Source organism: Streptomyces sp. NPDC050508 (assembly GCF_040655155.1).
GTDB lineage: Bacteria > Actinomycetota > Actinomycetes > Streptomycetales > Streptomycetaceae > Streptomyces.
On the sequence record NZ_JBFAJJ010000007.1, the window covers coordinates 342,049 to 358,130 of the forward strand.

Annotated in this window: 8 protein-coding genes and 3 tRNA genes; 4 read left to right on the forward strand and 7 right to left on the reverse strand. The window is 68.1% G+C overall.

What is annotated here, in order from left to right; translation table 11 throughout:
- Nucleotides 1-26: 26 nt before the first annotated feature.
- Nucleotides 27-1,334 carry a sigma-70 family RNA polymerase sigma factor gene (locus tag AB0I69_RS22485; protein ID WP_363097401.1) on the forward strand — a complete coding sequence of 436 codons (1,308 nt, stop codon included), beginning with the start codon at nt 27-29 and terminating at the stop codon, nt 1,332-1,334.
- Nucleotides 1,335-1,466: 132 nt separating this feature from the next.
- Here the strand turns inward: AB0I69_RS22485 and AB0I69_RS22490 are convergent, their stop codons facing one another.
- From AB0I69_RS22490 to AB0I69_RS22505, 4 genes are all read right to left on the reverse strand, one after another.
- Entirely contained in the window at nt 1,467-3,395 is a 1,929-nt protein-coding gene (locus AB0I69_RS22490; protein ID WP_363097402.1) for an ABC transporter ATP-binding protein, read from the reverse strand.
- A complete protein-coding gene (locus tag AB0I69_RS22495) occupies nt 3,395-5,128 on the reverse strand; it encodes an ABC transporter ATP-binding protein (protein ID WP_363097403.1) in 1,734 nt (577 codons plus the stop codon). Before AB0I69_RS22495 ends, AB0I69_RS22490 begins: the two co-directional genes overlap by 1 nt.
- Nucleotides 5,129-5,290: 162 nt before the next feature.
- The gene (locus tag AB0I69_RS22500; protein ID WP_363097404.1) at nt 5,291-6,748 is read right to left on the reverse strand and encodes an FGGY family carbohydrate kinase; all 1,458 of its coding nucleotides are present in this window, start codon (nt 6,746-6,748) and stop codon (nt 5,291-5,293) included.
- 51 nt (nt 6,749-6,799) lie between these two features.
- Complete coding sequence (locus AB0I69_RS22505) at nt 6,800-7,105, reverse strand: hypothetical protein (RefSeq protein WP_020684218.1); 306 nt, start codon at nt 7,103-7,105, stop codon at nt 6,800-6,802.
- 167 nt (nt 7,106-7,272) lie between these two features.
- Here AB0I69_RS22505 and AB0I69_RS22510 point away from each other — a divergent pair.
- From AB0I69_RS22510 to AB0I69_RS22520, 3 genes are all read left to right on the forward strand, one after another.
- Nucleotides 7,273-7,345 (forward strand) — tRNA-Asn (locus tag AB0I69_RS22510).
- A gap of 6 nt (nt 7,346-7,351) precedes the next feature.
- Nucleotides 7,352-7,424 (forward strand) — tRNA-Asn (locus AB0I69_RS22515).
- A gap of 178 nt (nt 7,425-7,602) precedes the next feature.
- Nucleotides 7,603-7,676, forward strand: a tRNA-Ile gene (locus tag AB0I69_RS22520).
- Nucleotides 7,677-8,396: 720 nt separating this feature from the next.
- On the opposite strand, the gene AB0I69_RS22525 is transcribed toward AB0I69_RS22520, so the two are convergent.
- The 3 genes from AB0I69_RS22525 to AB0I69_RS22535 form a co-directional block, all read right to left on the reverse strand.
- Complete coding sequence (locus AB0I69_RS22525) at nt 8,397-9,371, reverse strand: transposase (RefSeq protein WP_363097405.1); 975 nt, start codon at nt 9,369-9,371, stop codon at nt 8,397-8,399.
- Nucleotides 9,368-10,057 (reverse strand): transposase, encoded by a 690-nt coding sequence (locus AB0I69_RS22530; protein ID WP_363097406.1) that lies wholly within the window; start codon nt 10,055-10,057, stop codon nt 9,368-9,370. The genes AB0I69_RS22525 and AB0I69_RS22530 overlap by 4 nt, the downstream gene beginning before the upstream one ends.
- A gap of 441 nt (nt 10,058-10,498) precedes the next feature.
- On the reverse strand, nt 10,499-15,466 hold the full coding sequence (locus AB0I69_RS22535) for a LamG-like jellyroll fold domain-containing protein (protein WP_363097407.1): 4,968 nt from the start codon (nt 15,464-15,466) through the stop codon (nt 10,499-10,501).
- Between the last annotated feature and the right edge of the window lie 616 nt (nt 15,467-16,082).

Consider the following 16,082-nt stretch of genomic DNA (forward strand, 5'->3'; position numbering starts at 1 on the left):
TGTGTCGTACTCCACACTGGGTTCCGGTGCCTGAGTCCTCGGAGCGCGGCCGATCCGTCCCCAGCGGGTCCCACACCCCCGCGGTTCCGCTCATCGAGTACGGGACGGACAGCGGCGAGGCCGCCGACTCCGCCCCCGAAGTACCGCTGCCGTACCCTCTGGCAGCGATCATCCTGGAGGTCGCCCCCGTGCAGACCCAGACCCTCGACCAGACAGAGACCAGCACGACGGACGGCGCGGAACCGGAAGCGGAGACCGATGTCCTCGCGACCGTCCCCCCGCAGAGCCGTGCCGCGCACCACCCCGAGAACGCGGAAGCGGAGAGCCCGCCCGAGCTCGAAGAACCGACGGCCGAAGCGGTGGAGCCCGCCGAGGCCCCCGAGCCCGCCGTACGGCCCCGCAGCCGGGTCGCCGACAACGGCGCTCCCTCCTCGGACCTGTTCCGCCAGTACCTGCGCGAGATCGGCCGCATCCCCCTGCTCACCGCGGCCGAGGAGGTCGACCTCGCCCGCCGCGTCGAAGCCGGCCTGTTCGCCGAGGAGAAGCTCGGCGGCGCCCCCGACCTGGACAGCCAACTCGCCCTCGACCTCGACAAGATCGTCGTCATGGGCCGGATGGCCAAGCGCCGCCTGATCGAGGCGAACCTGCGGCTCGTCGTCTCCGTCGCCAAGCGGTACGTCGGCCGCGGGCTGACCATGCTCGACCTCGTCCAGGAGGGAAACCTCGGCCTGATCAGGGCAGTCGAGAAGTTCGACTACGCCCGCGGCTACAAGTTCTCCACCTACGCCACCTGGTGGATTCGCCAGGCCATGTCCCGCGCCCTCGCCGACCAGGCCCGCACCATCCGCGTCCCGGTGCATGTCGTCGAGCTGATCAACCGGGTCGTCCGCGTCCAACGGCGGATGCTCCAGGAGCGCGGCTACGAGCCGACCCCGGAAGAGGTGGCCGACCACCTCGACCTCGCGCCCGAACGCGTCAGCGAGGTCCTGCGGCTCGCCCAGGAGCCGGTCTCGCTGCACGCGCCGGTGGGGGAGGAGGACGACGTCGCCCTCGGCGACCTGATCGAGGACGGCGACGCGACGAGTCCCGTGGAGTCGGCCGCGTTCATCCTTCTCCGGCAGCACCTGGAGGCGGTGCTGTCGACGCTCGGCGAGCGTGAGCGGAAGGTCGTACAGCTCAGGTATGGGCTGGCTGACGGGCGTCCGCGCACGCTGGAGGAGATCGGCCGGATTTTCGGGGTTACCCGGGAGCGGATCCGGCAGATCGAGTCGAAGACGCTGAACAAGCTGAGGGACCACGCTTTTGCGGATCAGCTCAGGGGTTATCTGGACTGATGCCGGGTGCGGCCCGGTGGGGGCTGGCCGCGCAGTTCCCCGCGCCCCTAAAAAGACGCCAGCCGAGGTGCCTTTAGGGGCGCGGGGAACTGCGCGACCAGCCACGACGGACCGCCAGCCGAACGACGACCGTTAGTCCACTTCCGCCACCGCCTGAGCGAACTGCGCCTTGTACAACCGCGCATACGCCCCGTCCGCCGCCAACAGCTGCGCGTGCCCGCCCTGTTCGACGATCGAGCCGTTCTCCATGACGAGGATCGTGTCCGCGTCCCGGATCGTGGAGAGCCGGTGCGCGATCACGAACGACGTACGGCCATGGGCGAGTTTGGCCATGGCCTTCTGGATCAGGACCTCCGTACGGGTGTCGACGGACGACGTCGCCTCGTCGAGGACCAGGATCGTCGGGTCGGACAGGAACGCCCGCGCGATGGTGATGAGTTGCTTCTCACCGGCGCTGACCCCCGTGCCCTCGTCGTCGATCACGGTGTCGTAGCCGTCGGGCAGCGTACGGACGAACCGGTCGGCGTGCGCCGCCCGCGCCGCCTCCTCGATCTCGCCCCGGGTGACTTCCCGGGACGCCCCGTACGCGATGTTGTCCGCGATCGAGCCGCCGAACAGCCAGGTGTCCTGGAGCACCATGCCGATGCCGGACCGGAGTTCGTCCCGGGACATCCGCGCGATGTCGACACCGTCGAGGGTGATGCGGCCCCCGGACACCTCGTAGAACCGCATGAGGAGGTTCACGAGGGTGGTCTTGCCGGCGCCCGTCGGGCCGACGATCGCGACCGTGTGGCCCGGTTCCACCGTCAGCGAGAGGTCCTCGATGAGCGGCTTGTCGGGGTCGTAGCGGAAGGAGACGTGCTCCAGGGCGACCAGGCCGCGGAGTTCCTCCGGGCGTTCGCTCGGCATCGGGTCGGGCTTCTGCTCCTCGGCGTCGAGGAGTTCGAAGATCCGTTCCGCCGAGGCGACGCCGGACTGGACGAGGTTCGCCATCGACGCGACCTGCGTCAGCGGCATCGAGAACTGGCGCGAGTACTGGACGAAGGCCTGCACGTCACCGATCGAGAGCGAGCCGGACGCCACCCGCAGACCGCCGACCACGGCCACCAGCACGTAGTTGAGGTTCGACACGAACATCATCAGCGGCTGCATGACCCCGCTGTTGAACTGCGCCTTGAAGCCCGCCTCGTAGAGCGCGTCGTTCTGCTCGGCGAAGAGCTTCGCCGACTCGTCCTGCCGCCCGAACACCTTCACCAGGTTGTGCCCGGTGTACATCTCCTCGACGTGCGCGTTGAGCTTGCCGGTCGAGCGCCACTGCTGCACGAAGTGCGGCTGCGAGCGCTTGCCGATGCGGGTGGCGACGAGGAACGACAGCGGCACGGTCACCAGCGCGACCAGGGCGAGCAGCCATGACACCCAGAACATCATCGCGAGGACGCCGATGATCGTGAGCAGCGAGTTGATGAGCTGGCCCATCGACTGCTGGAGCGTCTGCCCGATGTTGTCGATGTCGTTGGTCGCGCGAGACAGCACCTCACCGCGCTGGCGCTTGTCGAAGTACGACAGCGGGAGCCGCGACATCTTCGTCTGCACGCTCTCGCGCAGCCGGAACATGGTCCGGTTGACCGCCCTGTTGACCATCCGGGTCGCCACCGCCATCAGCAGCCCGGCCACCAGGAACGTGCCCAGCGCGAGCAGCAGCACATGCCCCACCGAGGTGAAGTCGATGCCCTTGCCCGGGGTGAAGTCCGTGCTCTTGAGCATGTCCGCCATCGAGCCCTGGCCACGGTCGCGCATCGCCTGGAGGGCCTGCGCCTTCGTCGTCCCGGCCGGCATCTGCCGCCCGATGATGCCCGCGAAGACCAGGTCGGTGGCGTTGCCGAGGATCTTCGGCCCCACCACGTTCAGCCCCACGCTGATCACCACGCACACCAGCAGGATGCCGATGGTCAGCCGCTCCGGCCTGAACTGGCCGATCAGCCGCTTGCCGGACACCTTGAAGTCCATCGAACGGGCGTCGGGGCCCGTCCCGGCCATCATCCGCCCCATGGGCCCGGCCATCAGGCAGCCTCCGCTTCTGTCAGCTGGGAGAGAACGATCTCCCGATACGTCTCGTTGTCCGCCATCAACTCGTGATGGCGGCCCGTCCCCACAACCCGACCCTCGTCGAGTACGACGATCCGGTCCGCGTCCCTGATCGTCGCCACCCGCTGCGCCACGATCACCACGGTCGCCTCGGCGGTCTCCTGCGAGAGCGCCGCCCGCAGCGCCGCGTCGGTCGCGTAGTCGAGGGCGGAGAAGGAGTCGTCGAAGAGGTAGATCTCCGGTCGCTGCACCAGTGTCCGCGCGATCGCGAGCCGCTGCCGCTGACCGCCGGAGACATTCGTGCCGCCCTGCGCGATGGGGGAGTCCAGCCCGTTCTCCAGCCCCTCGACGAAGCCCTTGGCCTGCGCCACCTCCAGCGCGTGCCACAGCTCCTCGTCGGTCGCGTCCGGGTTGCCGTAGCGAAGGTTGGTCGCGACCGTGCCCGCGAACAGGTACGGCTTCTGCGGGACCAGGCCGACCGTCTTGGCCAGCAGCACCGGGTCGATGGTCGACACGTCGACACCGTCGACGAGGACCTCGCCGTCGGTCGCGTCAACCAGCCGCGGGACCAGACTCAGAAGGGTGGACTTTCCGCTGCCGGTCGAGCCGATCACGGCCGTCGTCTCGCCCGGCCGGGCCACCAGGTCGATGGACTTCAGCACGGGTTCCTCGGCGCCCGGGTAGCAGAAGCCGACCCCGCGAACCTCCAGGTGCCCGTGCCGGCGCAGCTCGAAGACGGGGGCCACCGGCGGCACGACACTGCTCTCCGTGTCGAGGACCTCCTCGATGCGCTCGGCACAGACCTCCGCGCGCGGCACCATCATGAACATGAAGGTGGCCATCATCACGGACATCACGATCTGCATGAGATAGGCGAGGAACGCGGTCAGATCGCCGATCTGCATGCCCCCGCTGTTGATCCGGTGGGCGCCGAACCAGACGACGGCGATCGACGACAGGTTCACCGTGGTCATGACCACCGGGAACATCAGCGCGAGCAGGTTGCCGGACTTCAGCTGCATCTCGGTCAGGTCGGCGTTCGCCTTCCGGAACCGGTCCTTCTCGTACTCGTCGCGGACGAAGGCGCGGATGACACGGTTGCCGGTGATCTGCTCGCGCAGCACCCGGTTCACCGTGTCCAGGCGCACCTGCATGGCCCGGAACAGCGGGCGCAGCCGCCGCACGATGATCGTCACGCAGATCGTCAGCGTCGGCACCACCGCGATCAGCACCCCGGACAGCGGCACGTCCAGACCGAGCGCCAGCACGATGCCGCCCACGCACATGATCGGCGCCGACACCATCAGCGTGAACGTCATCAGGGCCAGCATCTGGACCTGCTGCACGTCATTGGTCGTACGGGTGATCAGCGAGGGCGCGCCGAACTGGCCGACCTCACGGGCCGAGAACGACTGCACCCGGTCGAAGATGGCACCCCGGATGTCCCGGCCGAGGGCCGCGGCGGTCCGCGCGCCGTAGTAGACGGCGCCGGTGTTGCAGACGACCTGGACCAGCGAGATCCCGATCATCAGGGCGCCGAACGACAGGATGTAACCGGTGTCACCCTTCACCACACCGTTGTCGATGATGTGCGCGTTCAGGGTGGGCAGGTAGAGGGTGGCGCAGGTCTGCAGGAACTGCAGCAGCACCAGCAGGGCGATGGGTTTCCTGTAGGGCCTGAGATAGGTCCGCAGAAGTCGTATGAGCACGCTGGGTCTCTCGGAGTCGGCGGTGAGGGGCGGGCGGTGTGCCCCTCGCCCCTATCGTCGGACACTCCACCCGCGTTACCTCAACTGATTAAGCCAACAGCAGTGCCCTACGACCCCTTATGCACCCTTGAGTGCCGAATTCGCCCCGGCGACCTCGCGTCCCTACGAGCGGAACGCGCCCGGATGGGTCTGCTCCCGTACGGACACGTACTGCTGACGCACGGCCTGCCCTACGGCCAGATCGTCACCCGGCTCGAAGACCTGGGCGACCGGTCCCTGCCAGGGCGGCGGAGTACGCGGGTCGAGCGTCCCCTGCGACACCCCGAGCGCCCAGGCGGCCTGCCGGGCGGCGCCGATCGCCGCGTAGTCGGCCGGCTGCGGTACGACGATCTGGGTCCCGAAGAGCGCGGGCGCCGCGGCCTGCACGGCGGGCAGCTCGGCGGCCGACCCGAGCAGGAAGAGCCGCCGCACCGACACTCCCCGCCCGCGCAGCACGTCCAGCGCGTCCGCGAGCCCGCACAGCATGCCCTCGAACGCGGCCCGCGCCAGATGCTCCGCCTTCATCGACTCCCGCCGCAGCCCGGCCAGGGTCCCGGCGGTGTGCGGCAGATTGGGCGTCCGCTCGCCTTCCAGATACGGCAGGAACACGAGCCCGTGCGCACCGGGCGTCGACTTCATCGCCAGCTCGGACAGACTCTCCAGGTCGGGCAGCCCGAGCAGCTCGGCGGCACCGCGCAGGGTCCGTACGGCGTTGAGTGTGGTGACGACCGGCAGGTGCATCCCGGTCGCGTCGGCCAGCGAGGTGATCATCCCGCTCTGGTCGACGAGCGCCTCGTGGTGCACGGCCATCACGGACCCGGAAGCACCGAGCGACACGACCGCGTCCCCGAACCCGATCCCGAGCCCGAAGGCCGCGGCCATGGTCTCGCCGGTCCCGGCGGAGATCAGCAGCCCCTCAGGTGTCGTACCGGCCGCGTCGGACGGGCCGATCACCTCGGGCAGCATGGCCTGGTGGCCTAGGGCCAGCTCGACGAGGTCGGGCCGGTAACCGCCGCTGGCCGCCGACCAGTAACCGGTCCCGGAAGCCCCACCACGGTCGGTGGTTCTCCTGGTCGGCCGGCCGAGAAGCTGCCACACCAGCCAGTCATGAGCCTGAAGCAGCGCGGTGGTTCGCCGTGCGTTGTCGGGCTCGGTCCTGTTCAGCCAGCGGAGCTTGGTGACGGGCTGCGCGGCCTGCGGTACGCACCCCACGGCCTGCGCCCACGCCTCGCGCCCGCCGAGCGCGTCGATCAGGTCGGCCGCCGCGACCTGCGCCCGCTTGTCACCGCCGACCATCGCGGGCCGCACGGTGTTGCCCTGCGAGTCCAGCGGCACGAGCGCGTTCTGCTGCGCGGAGACGCCGATGGCCTGCACGCCTTCGAGCAGCCCCCCGCCGGCTGCCTCGCCCAGCGACAGCAGCCAGGCCTGTGGATCGACATCGGAGGGCCGCCCGCCGCCCTCGGTCTCGGTTTCGACCGGATGCGGCGCATATCCCTGCCTGAGCACGGACCCCGTGTCCGTGTCGCAGACGACGATACGAGTGAAATCGGGCGAACTGTCCAACCCGGCGACTATCCCCATGGCGGAAATTCTGCCGTACGGCGGGAGGTGACGGCGCCGAGTCGGGACTCCCTAGGTGTTGCTGGTGCCCCAGTCGTCCTCGCCCGTGCCGTTCGCGTTGCGCTCACGCAGGGACCGTACGCGCTGCGCGACCGAGTCGGGGACCCGGTCGCCGACCTTGTCGCTGACCGCGTGGTACGCCTTGCCCGCGTACTGGCGGCCCTGCTGCGCGGCCGTCTCGGCGGTGTTCCGGACGGCAGGGTTCTGCGCGACCTGACGTGCCGACTTCTTCAGCTGCTCGTAGCGCTCGCGTCCGGCCCGCGTGCCCAGCACGTAACCCAGAGCCAGTCCGACGACGAACGTGAGCTTGTAGCGCATGACGGCCATCCTTCCCTTGCGTGGTCCCTCGCGGGTCTCCGGCGCGGCCTCGGTGCCGGGGGAACCGATTGGCGGAGCACCCCCCTGCTTGCGCTAATGTATGTGTCGCAGCGAGCGCACGCCCCCTGGCGAATACCCAGGGAGGTAGGTTCGATGCAACGAGGCATTCCCCTGTAGCTCAATTGGCAGAGCAGCCGGCTGTTAACCGGCAGGTTACTGGTTCGAGTCCAGTCGGGGGAGCTTCGGTCTTCCGTAGCTCAATTGGCAGAGCAGCCGGCTGTTAACCGGCAGGTTACTGGTTCGAGTCCAGTCGGGAGAGCGCAGTGAGGAAGCAGTGAAGAGGACCCCGTTGGGGTCCTTTTTCATGTCCCCCGGAACCGCTCGCGACGTGCCGCAGTCCTCATGGTCGTGCGAAGTCGACCATCCGAAGCAGGAGATCGTATGAGCGGCTATGCTGCGGCAGACGGCGCGTACAAATGTGCGCGACGCGCCGTAATGGGGCGGTAGCTCAGCCGGTTAGAGCAGCGGACTCATAATCCGTCGGCCGTGGGTTCGAGTCCCACCCGCCCCACCTGTGCAGGCCCCTGACCTGCGGAAACGTTCATTTTGTCCTGTCGGATCGTCAACTTTGCCTGAACGGACTGAATCCGCTGCTCGCGAGTTCGGCCTCGTTGCCGATGTCGGTAGCGCGAATGCCCCTGACCTGCACGAATGTTCCAGTTCGCAGCGGTTGAACCTGCGGTACAGGGCTCCTGTGGCTGGTTGGGCATTGGATTCTGGACGCTGGCTGGACGCGGGGAAACCGGAAGCGTTCGCTCCGGTGGCGAGTCATCCACTCTGCCCGGCGGGTAGGGGAGTGGGCGTGGTGTGGTGGCAACCGGGCTCGCCTGGATCCTGCCGTTGCCGACGTGGCCCGGTCGGCGTGGGGGAGAAACGGCCCGTACTGAAAACGGTCCCAGATCGCACCACCGAGTCGCCCCCCCCGTGTCTCACGGTTTCGGCGGGGCATGTTAGCCAAGGGGTGCCGACGTACCCCGTTCGGCTGCTCGGACTACGGAGCCGGTAGCTGACTTTGTTCCGACGCCCGTTCACCACCTACGGGAGGCGTGTTCCAGGTACGACTTTGCTTGGCGAGGGAGTGTCTCAGGTGGCGATGAAAAGGGTGGCCCACCGGGTGTTGCGGGCGGCCTGGCTGAAGATGCCGTTCTGGAGGAGAGCGCCACGATGTGTTCTCCCCGCGGCCGTGTCCTGCCATAAGCTTGACTCTGTCGGTGATCTTGGAGTGCCAAGGCTAGCTGCCCAGGGTTCGCCAGGACTTCAGCCGTCGTATCTCACGCTGGTCGAGGTAGTGCTGAAAGGCAGTCGGTCGGCGGGGCATGGGGCCTTCCTCGGTCGGCGGCAGTCCGCTGAGGCGCTCGATGTTGACGGCGATGGCGGTCAGGATGTGCTGGATGTGGGCCTTTCCCTGTCCTCGGTAGCGGCAGCGTCGCATGCCGTGTCCGTGGGCGAACTCGTTGACCGTGCCCTCTACTCCGGAGCGGACCGCGTAGCGGGTCTTCCACTCGGGCGTCTGTTGCTCGGTGCGGACGCGGAGTTGCAGGTCGCGGAGCTCTCGCGGGGGAAATCCCACGGTGCGGGCGCTGTCGGCGGTGGTGGTGCACTGGGTGCGGGCCGGGCAGGGACGGCATTGGCTCTTGGTGAACCTGGCCACGATCAGTGGGGCCGCGGTGGGTGAGGAGGTCGGGTAGGGGCCGTGCCAGCCCGCGCTGACCTGCCCCTGCGGGCAGGTGACCTGCTGACGATCGAAGTCGATATGGAAGTCGTCCCGGGCGAAGCCCTCGTTTTGGCGGTGCTGGCGGGTGGGGTTGCTCTTCAGCGGCCCTGAGACGGTGACCTGGTGTTCACGAGCGGCTTGTTCCAGGTGGGGCAGGGAGGTGTAGCCGGCGTCGACCAGGTGCTCGGCGGGCAGCAGCTCGCGGCGGGCGAGGCGGGTGTGGATGCCGGGCAGGACCTGGCTGTCGTGGGTGGTGGCCGCGGTGGTGGCCACGTCCGTGATCACGTTGGGGCCGTCGGGAGCGCAGGTCTCGGTCAGGTGAGCGGTGAACCCCTTCCAGCTGATGATGTGTCCGTGCCGTGCGTAGCGGGCCGAGGTGTCGTAGGGAGAGACGATCGCCCTCGACGAGGGCGGCAGCCCGGGTCCGCCTTCCGTCTCGGCGGTGCGCCAGCGCAGATGTCCTGCGGCGTCATGGTGATAGTTCTGCATCATGATCTGGCGCAGGCCTGGATGCGGGGACCGGATGTCCGGTCTGTTCCGTGCTGGTAGAGGTGTTCCAGGAGCCGGACGGCGTCGTTTCCGGTGGCGAGGATTCTGGTTTTGGGCTTGGTGGGGTTCTTGCCCAGGCGGACCGGTCGGCCGTAGCGGCGCCCCCAGTCCTCATCGACCAAGTCGTCGAGCAGGTGAGGGAAGCTGCCGGCGACTTCTTCGAGTGCGGCGCGGACGGCCTCGGTGATCAGCTCCAGGCGGGTCAGGTCGCGTACCGCGGCCAGAACGTGGGTGGAGTCGGTGCGCTGTGTGGTGCGCTCGCGCACCAGGCCGGCCTCTTTGAGGCGGGCCAGCGCGAGGTCAAGGAGGCGGTCAGCACGATCCCCCTCGGTGAGACGGTCGCGGAAGTCGGCCAGCACGCTGTGGTGGAAGCCGGGATCGTCCAGCTCCATGGCCATGGCGTACTTGAAGTCGATGCGGCAGCGGACCGCCTCGGCGGCTTGCCGGTCCGAGAGGCCGAGCAGGAACTGCAGCACACAGACGGTGGCCAGTTGAGCAGGTGAGAGAGCTGGCCGCCCGTCTCGTGGGTACCAGTCGGCGAAGTCCTCGTCGCACCACAGCCCGTCCAGCCGGTCGCGCACCCATATCGCCGTCGTACCACCCGGATTGCTCGCCCGCGCAACCTGCACAGTCAGAGACGGGACTTGCTCACCGGAACGAGGGTGAAGGGACAACAGACACCTCGACAACTGCATCGGTCGGCGGAACGACCCGAGCATGCCCGTCGATCATGCTGTCGCACCGGCAAACTCCAAGATCTCCGACAGAGTCAAGATAAGTAGCTGTTGTCGTTCCGATCTTGAGGGGCATGCGTCGAACGGGAGTCTCGATCGGGTGGTTGGTGCAGGCTGCGGGCATGAAGACAGGGCCTCTCGGTAGCTCGGGGTTGCGAAGCCAACCGAGATCCGGGAGACCCTGTTGCCGCAGTTGTACGTGCTCACGCCGGTGGTGTTCAACTCGGCTGCGGCGACGTGTGATTGAGTCGCTACTCAGCAGGTCTTGGGGCTCATGTGGTGCGCCGCCGTGGGTGCTCCTGTCTGTCGGGTTGGGAGCACCCACGGCGGGAGGGATCAGGGGATCTGCTGGTAGAGGGCGGTGACCTGGTTGGGGGTGAGGGTGTAGTTCCAGGCCTGGACGGTGCTGATCAGGCCTGGAAAGAAGTCGTTGTTGGTGCCGTTGTGGAGGCTGCGGCCGATGGTGAAGGCGTTGGCGGCGTTCCAGGAGGTGACACCGGTGGCGGTGGCGGCGAGGCTGCCGTTGAGGTAGAGCTGGGCGGTTTTCGTGGTGGCGTCGTAGGTGCCGACCAGGTGGGTCCAGGTGTTGGCGGTGGCCGCCGTCGTCGAGTCGGCGACTGTGAGGGCCGGGTCGGCGGTGTCGGTGTTGGCGAAGGCGAGGGCCCAGCGTGGGCTGCCGGTGTCCGCGTAGTCGTACTGGAGGTAGAAGGGGCTGTTCTGGGTGCCGTCCTGGGCGGCGACGGTGGCGTTCCTGGTGGGCAGTGAGGAGAGTTTCACCCACGCGGAAACGGAGTAGCTGCCGGCCGTGTTGAGCGCCGGCCCGCTGCTGGCGGCGTAGCCGGTGGTGCCGTCGAAGGAGAGGGTTTCGCCGCGGGTGGTGTCGTTGGTCCAGGTGGTGGTGCCGTTGAGGGTGAGGGTGTTGCTGCCGACGCCGGTGGTGTCGTTGACGGTGTAGGGGGTGTTGGTGGGGGCGGTGTCGTTGGCGATGGTGAATCCGTCGCCGTCGTCGAGGGCCCAGGTGTCGTGGGGGGAGAGGATGGCGAGGCCTTCGGCGGCGTACCCGGCGTTGGTGAGGTTGACGTGATCGCCGGTGTCGGCGGCGGCGGCGAGTTTGTCCTCGCCGTTGTCGGTGTCGGGTACGGCGAGGGCGGTGTTGAAGTCGGCGTAGTAGACGGGTGGGGTGGACCAGGGGCTGCCGAGGTCCATGTCGTCGAGCCAGTCGTTGACGTCGGTGCGGTTGGCGTCGACCGTGCTGGTGCAGGGGTCGTTGGCGGTGGCGCCGTCGCCGTTGAAGCCGTCGCAGGGGGTGAGGGAGGTCAGCGTGGTGGAGATGCCCCAGCCTTGGAGTTGTTGGACGAGGGCGGTGTAGCCGTTGGCTTCCAACTCGTCCGGGGTGCTGCCGCCGAGGAGGTCTTCGAGGCCTTCGTAGACCACGACGTTGCTGATGCCGGGTTGGTCGAGGATGTCGCGGTCGATGCGGGAGAGGGCTGAGGGGCCGCCGAGGATCTTGGAGTTGTAGAGCTGCGGGTTGTCGGTCATGAGGTCGTTGGATTCGATGCCCTCGGCGATGGTGCCGTAGGGGGTGGGGGTGGTGGGTTCGGCGCCTTCCAGGGTGTCGGAGACGCGGTTTCCGCTGGTGATGGGGGTGGTGTTGGGCTGGAAGGCGTCGATGAGTCCGTCACCGAGCACCGCTTGGGTCGGGGTGTGGCTGGTGGTGACGTCGACGTTGGTGACGAGGTCGGTGAAATAGCCCTGCAGGGTTCCGGTGCTGCTGGCGAAGGGCGTGCCGGTGGTGTCCGTGGTCTTGTCCCCGGCGCCGCTGACGGTGACGTACTGGTAGGCGTTGTTGGCGAAGGAGTGCTGGACCAGGTACGGCACGGAGTTGGTCAGCTGGTAGGAGACGAGGAGGTAGTGGTTGGCGGTGACGGGGAAGGTGAGCGGGTCGCTGTAGACGGAACCGCCCTCTGGGATGGCGACCGCCTGGCTGCCGCCGAAGGTGAGGGTGGTGGGGGTGGCGGCGGGCACGGCGGAGATGACACCGGACCCGGAGGCCTGGGCGATGGTGGCGTGGCCGATGGACAGCGGACTGGAGCCGATGGCGTTGTCGAGCTTGATGCGGACGGTGTTGCCGGAGATCGAGGCGGGCAGGGCGATACGGAAGGTCTGGTTGGAGAAGTTGGCGCCCTGGAAGTTGTACTGACCCTCGTTGGGGTTGGCCCAGGCGCCGGTCCAGCTCTGGCCGGCCGGTGCGGCGGCCGTGGTGCCCTTGGCCTCGGGGGTGCCTGTGGTGGTGTTGCGGGTGGCCATGCCGAAGATGTGCAGGGACTGGGTGTGGTAGCCGATGTGGTTGCCCACGTCGGGCAGCGTCACCGAGGCGATGGTCTTCGCCGGGTCGATGGGTGCAGAGAAGGCGTAGAGCCGGTGCGGGGTGGTGGTCTGCCCGGAGGTGTTGTTGCGGTGGGGCAGGACCACGGCGGCAATGGAGTCGGCGCTGACGGTCCAGCCGGGAACGGTCAGGTCGTATGTCGCGGTGGTGCCGTCGGTGTAGGTGATGGTGCCAGTGGCCGCGCAGGCTCCCGTCGGGTCGGTGCCCGAGAAGCAGTACGAACCGCTCACCGCGGTTCCGGCCGGGACGTAGGGCGCGGTGTCGTCGTTGGCGATGGCTCCGGGGGTGGACAGCCCCGACCAGGTGGAGGTGGCCAGGAACTCCAGCGCGTTTCCGGAGCCGTTGTAGGTGATGGTCTGGTTGGCAGCCAGAACGTTGTCCTTCTGCCCAGCTCCGTAGGCGGGCAGGGTGAAGGTCGCTCCGTCGATCGTGACTTTGCCGCTGCTGGTCCAGCCTGCGGTGGTGAGGTCGGTGGCGGAGTAGCTGTCGCCGCTGCCGTCCAGGTCGGCCTGGGCGGGGGTGGCGTCGGCGCTGATGCCGGTGTTGTTGAAGCACGCGGACAGGCTCGTGCAAGTGGTGTTCGGGTCCCCGGCGGCCAGGAACGGGTAGCCGGTGGTACCGGAGTCGTCGCCTGCGGCGTCCACGGCGTACGCCCAAAGGGTGTGCGGACCGGGGGAGTAGGGAGTGATGGTCACCGCGGCGGCGTTGCTAGTGGCGGTGACGATCTGGGAAGCGGGCGGGTTGCTGGTGGCGGGCGGTACGTCGACGGAGTAGACGAACTTCGTCGCGCTGGCCCCGCCGCTGGTGGACACATTGAAGGTGCCGGCGGTGCCGGCCGCGGCGCCTGTGACCCCGTCGTTGTCGGTGTTGGGGTAGAGGTTGTTCTTCGAGGTGACGGTGGGGGCGCTCGGCGCGGTGGGTTCGGCGACGAAGTGGCAGGTCGGGGACTGGGTGTAGGCGGTGGAGTCCTCACCGTCGGTGACCTTGACCTGCCAGTCCACGATCTGGCCGCTGGTCAGCGAGCTGATGAAGCTCGCCGGCAGGCTGTAGGCGGCGTTGGAGCCGCTGGCCAGGTTGTCGCCGCTGAGCCCGGTGTGCAGGGTGGTGGAGCCGTTGATCCAGTACTGGAAGGTCGCCTGCAACTTGTCACCGTCGGCGTCGGAGACCTTCGCCCTCAGCACGGGCGGGGTGCTGGCGATGGTCTTGCCCATGTACGGGTAGTCGGGGCCGGTGGTGTCGCAGGCCGCGTCGTCCGCGCCGGCGACCGCTGCCATCGTCGACTTGGACGGGACGGACGGCGGGATGTTGTAGAAGATCTCCAGACTGGGGTTGTGCTCGAAGCGGGAGAAGCCGCCGTCGTCGTATCCGGCCTCGGCGGAGTCCTCGCTGAGCGTGGCGGTGAAGGTGGCGGAATGACCGGCGGCGTTGTGCTTGATCGGGGTAAGCACGTTCAGGCCGTGGGTCACCGAACCGTTCGAGGGACAGTACGTCGGGTTGTAGGCACGCGCGTAGCTTGCGGAGGTGGAGTAGCTGTTGTAGCCGGGGCGGTTGCTCCAGTCGGTGCCTGATCCGATGCCTCCCGACCAGTGCAGATTGACGGTGTACGAACTGGAGCAGGACGCGGAGTAGATCTCTGTGGCGTCGACGGTCGCGGTGTTGATGTGCGCGCCGAAGAGGGTGGAGGACAGCTTCCACTGGTAGATCGCGTGTTCCTTGCCGGTGTAACAGGCGCCCTCCTGCCAGCCGTTGTAGCCGACCCCCAGGTATCCGTTGTCGGCGAGCGAGCCGGTCTGGTTGTAGAAGGACTTGCTGGGACAACCCTGTTTGACCTCGTCGAAGGCCGGGGCGGCGGGATCGTACGGGTGCCAGTTGAACGTGGGGTCGATGTAGACCGGGAACACCGTGGAGCGGGCCGTCAGCATCCGCGAGTCCGGAACGAGGGACAGTCGTGAGGCAGACACCTTCGTACCCACCGGTGCCTCACGCGCGGCCAGCCCGGGGTGCGCGGCGTCCGAGGGGTCCGCGGCGACCTTGGCCGTGCTCGCCGTACGCCCCTTCTTGGCTGCCGAAGCCGGCAGCACGGTGTTGGAGTCCCACATCATCGGGCTGGCCGCGTCCATGAGATCCCGGCCACGAGTGTCACGCAACGCGAGGTTGTCCGAATCGCCCCGGGCCAGGCGACCGCCGGTCACCTGGGTACCCAGACGGAGGGTGGCCAGCGCCGGGTTCCGGGCGGCGGCAGGGGACTTGACGACCAGCGTGTCGGTGAAGCCGCCTGCGGCGGTGGCCGAGACCACCAGGTCCACCGAAGGCAGTACGGACCGGTAGGTCGCGGAGCCACCCTTGACGACGGGAGCGGGCAGCGTGCCCGGCCAGGAGACGGCCATGCTCACGCCGCTGTAACGGGTCGTGGCCAACGGGGTGTGACCGCCACCGGAGAAGGACACCGTGCCGTACGCGGTCGCGACCGGAGACCAGGTGCCGTCGCTGTCGTGGTGCAGTGTCATGTCGACAGCGACCCAGCTGCCGTGCTGCTTGACGCGCACGGGCTCGGGGTTGGCCGACAGCTGGAATCCGCCGCCGGGACTGGCGGCCACCTGCTGGACGGGCGTTGTCAACGAGCTGACCGTGACAGCCTTCCCGGTCTTTTGGGCTGTCGCCGCAGCGGTCTCCATCGCCTCAAGCTGGGCGGCCGACGGACCATAGCCGTTCGACAGCTGAGGCAGATCCGATTGCTCGGACGTGTCGTCGGCGACCGGGGCGGAGGCGCCAGAGGAGTAGAGGGCCGCGCCCCCAGGAGTGTCGGCATACGCGGGGGTCAGGCTCGCTGTGGCGGCGAGCAGGGCAAGCGTGGCAGTGACGGCGGCTCTGCTCCGGCCGGTGGTTCTGAGTGCGCCGGGTATGCGGTGCCTTCGCATGGGGACATCCACCTCTGTCTGAGACCTGAAGATCCAGTAGTTCACGACGCTAGGAGTCCGCCGCTGTCCGTGACCAGAGGGGCACGGTGGGTGGAGGCGATCATTCCGCCCGATTGGCGGGGAAACGTTGTCATGTAGGCGACGTAAAGGTCTGGTCATGCCTGCATCGGAGGGTTCATCGAGCGTCAAGGGGTGGGTAGCGTCCGCTCGGATCGAGTGATCGTTATGGACGCAGAGGGGCGGGGCGCTGTGATTTCTGGTAGACGCCGGGGCGGCAAGGCGGCCCCGAACGGGCCGGCCCGCAAGTGCCTGGCCGAGCCGGATTGCACTGCGCGCCCCCACTGTGGCTCCCGCCGCGATGGTCTGATGCGCCGATGTCTTACAGGCAACGCTGGCCGCCGTGGCCGTTCAGTACCAGGCGCCAACCCACGCCCATGACAAGCCGGTACCAGTCTCCGCTGTCGCCTCGCACTGCCACCAGCCCGAGCCCGTGCCGGCCTATCGACCCCCGCACGTCTCATGGCCCTCCGGTGCGGCGAAGGTTGCCCTGAGCGGGGCCGGGGCGAAGGCGAAGCAGGCATCCAGTACCGCGATGTGCGCCGGATCTCTTTCGGTG

Coding starts and splice junctions, on each gene's coding strand:
- AB0I69_RS22490 (WP_363097402.1), bottom strand. CDS start 3,395: ATGGCCGGGCCCATGGGGCGGATGATGGCCGGGACGGGCCCCGACGCC.
- AB0I69_RS22500 (WP_363097404.1), bottom strand. CDS start 6,748: ATGGGGATAGTCGCCGGGTTGGACAGTTCGCCCGATTTCACTCGTATC.
- AB0I69_RS22505 (WP_020684218.1), bottom strand. CDS start 7,105: ATGCGCTACAAGCTCACGTTCGTCGTCGGACTGGCTCTGGGTTACGTG.
- AB0I69_RS22525 (WP_363097405.1), bottom strand. CDS start 9,371: ATGATGCAGAACTATCACCATGACGCCGCAGGACATCTGCGCTGGCGC.
- AB0I69_RS22535 (WP_363097407.1), bottom strand. CDS start 15,466: ATGCGAAGGCACCGCATACCCGGCGCACTCAGAACCACCGGCCGGAGC.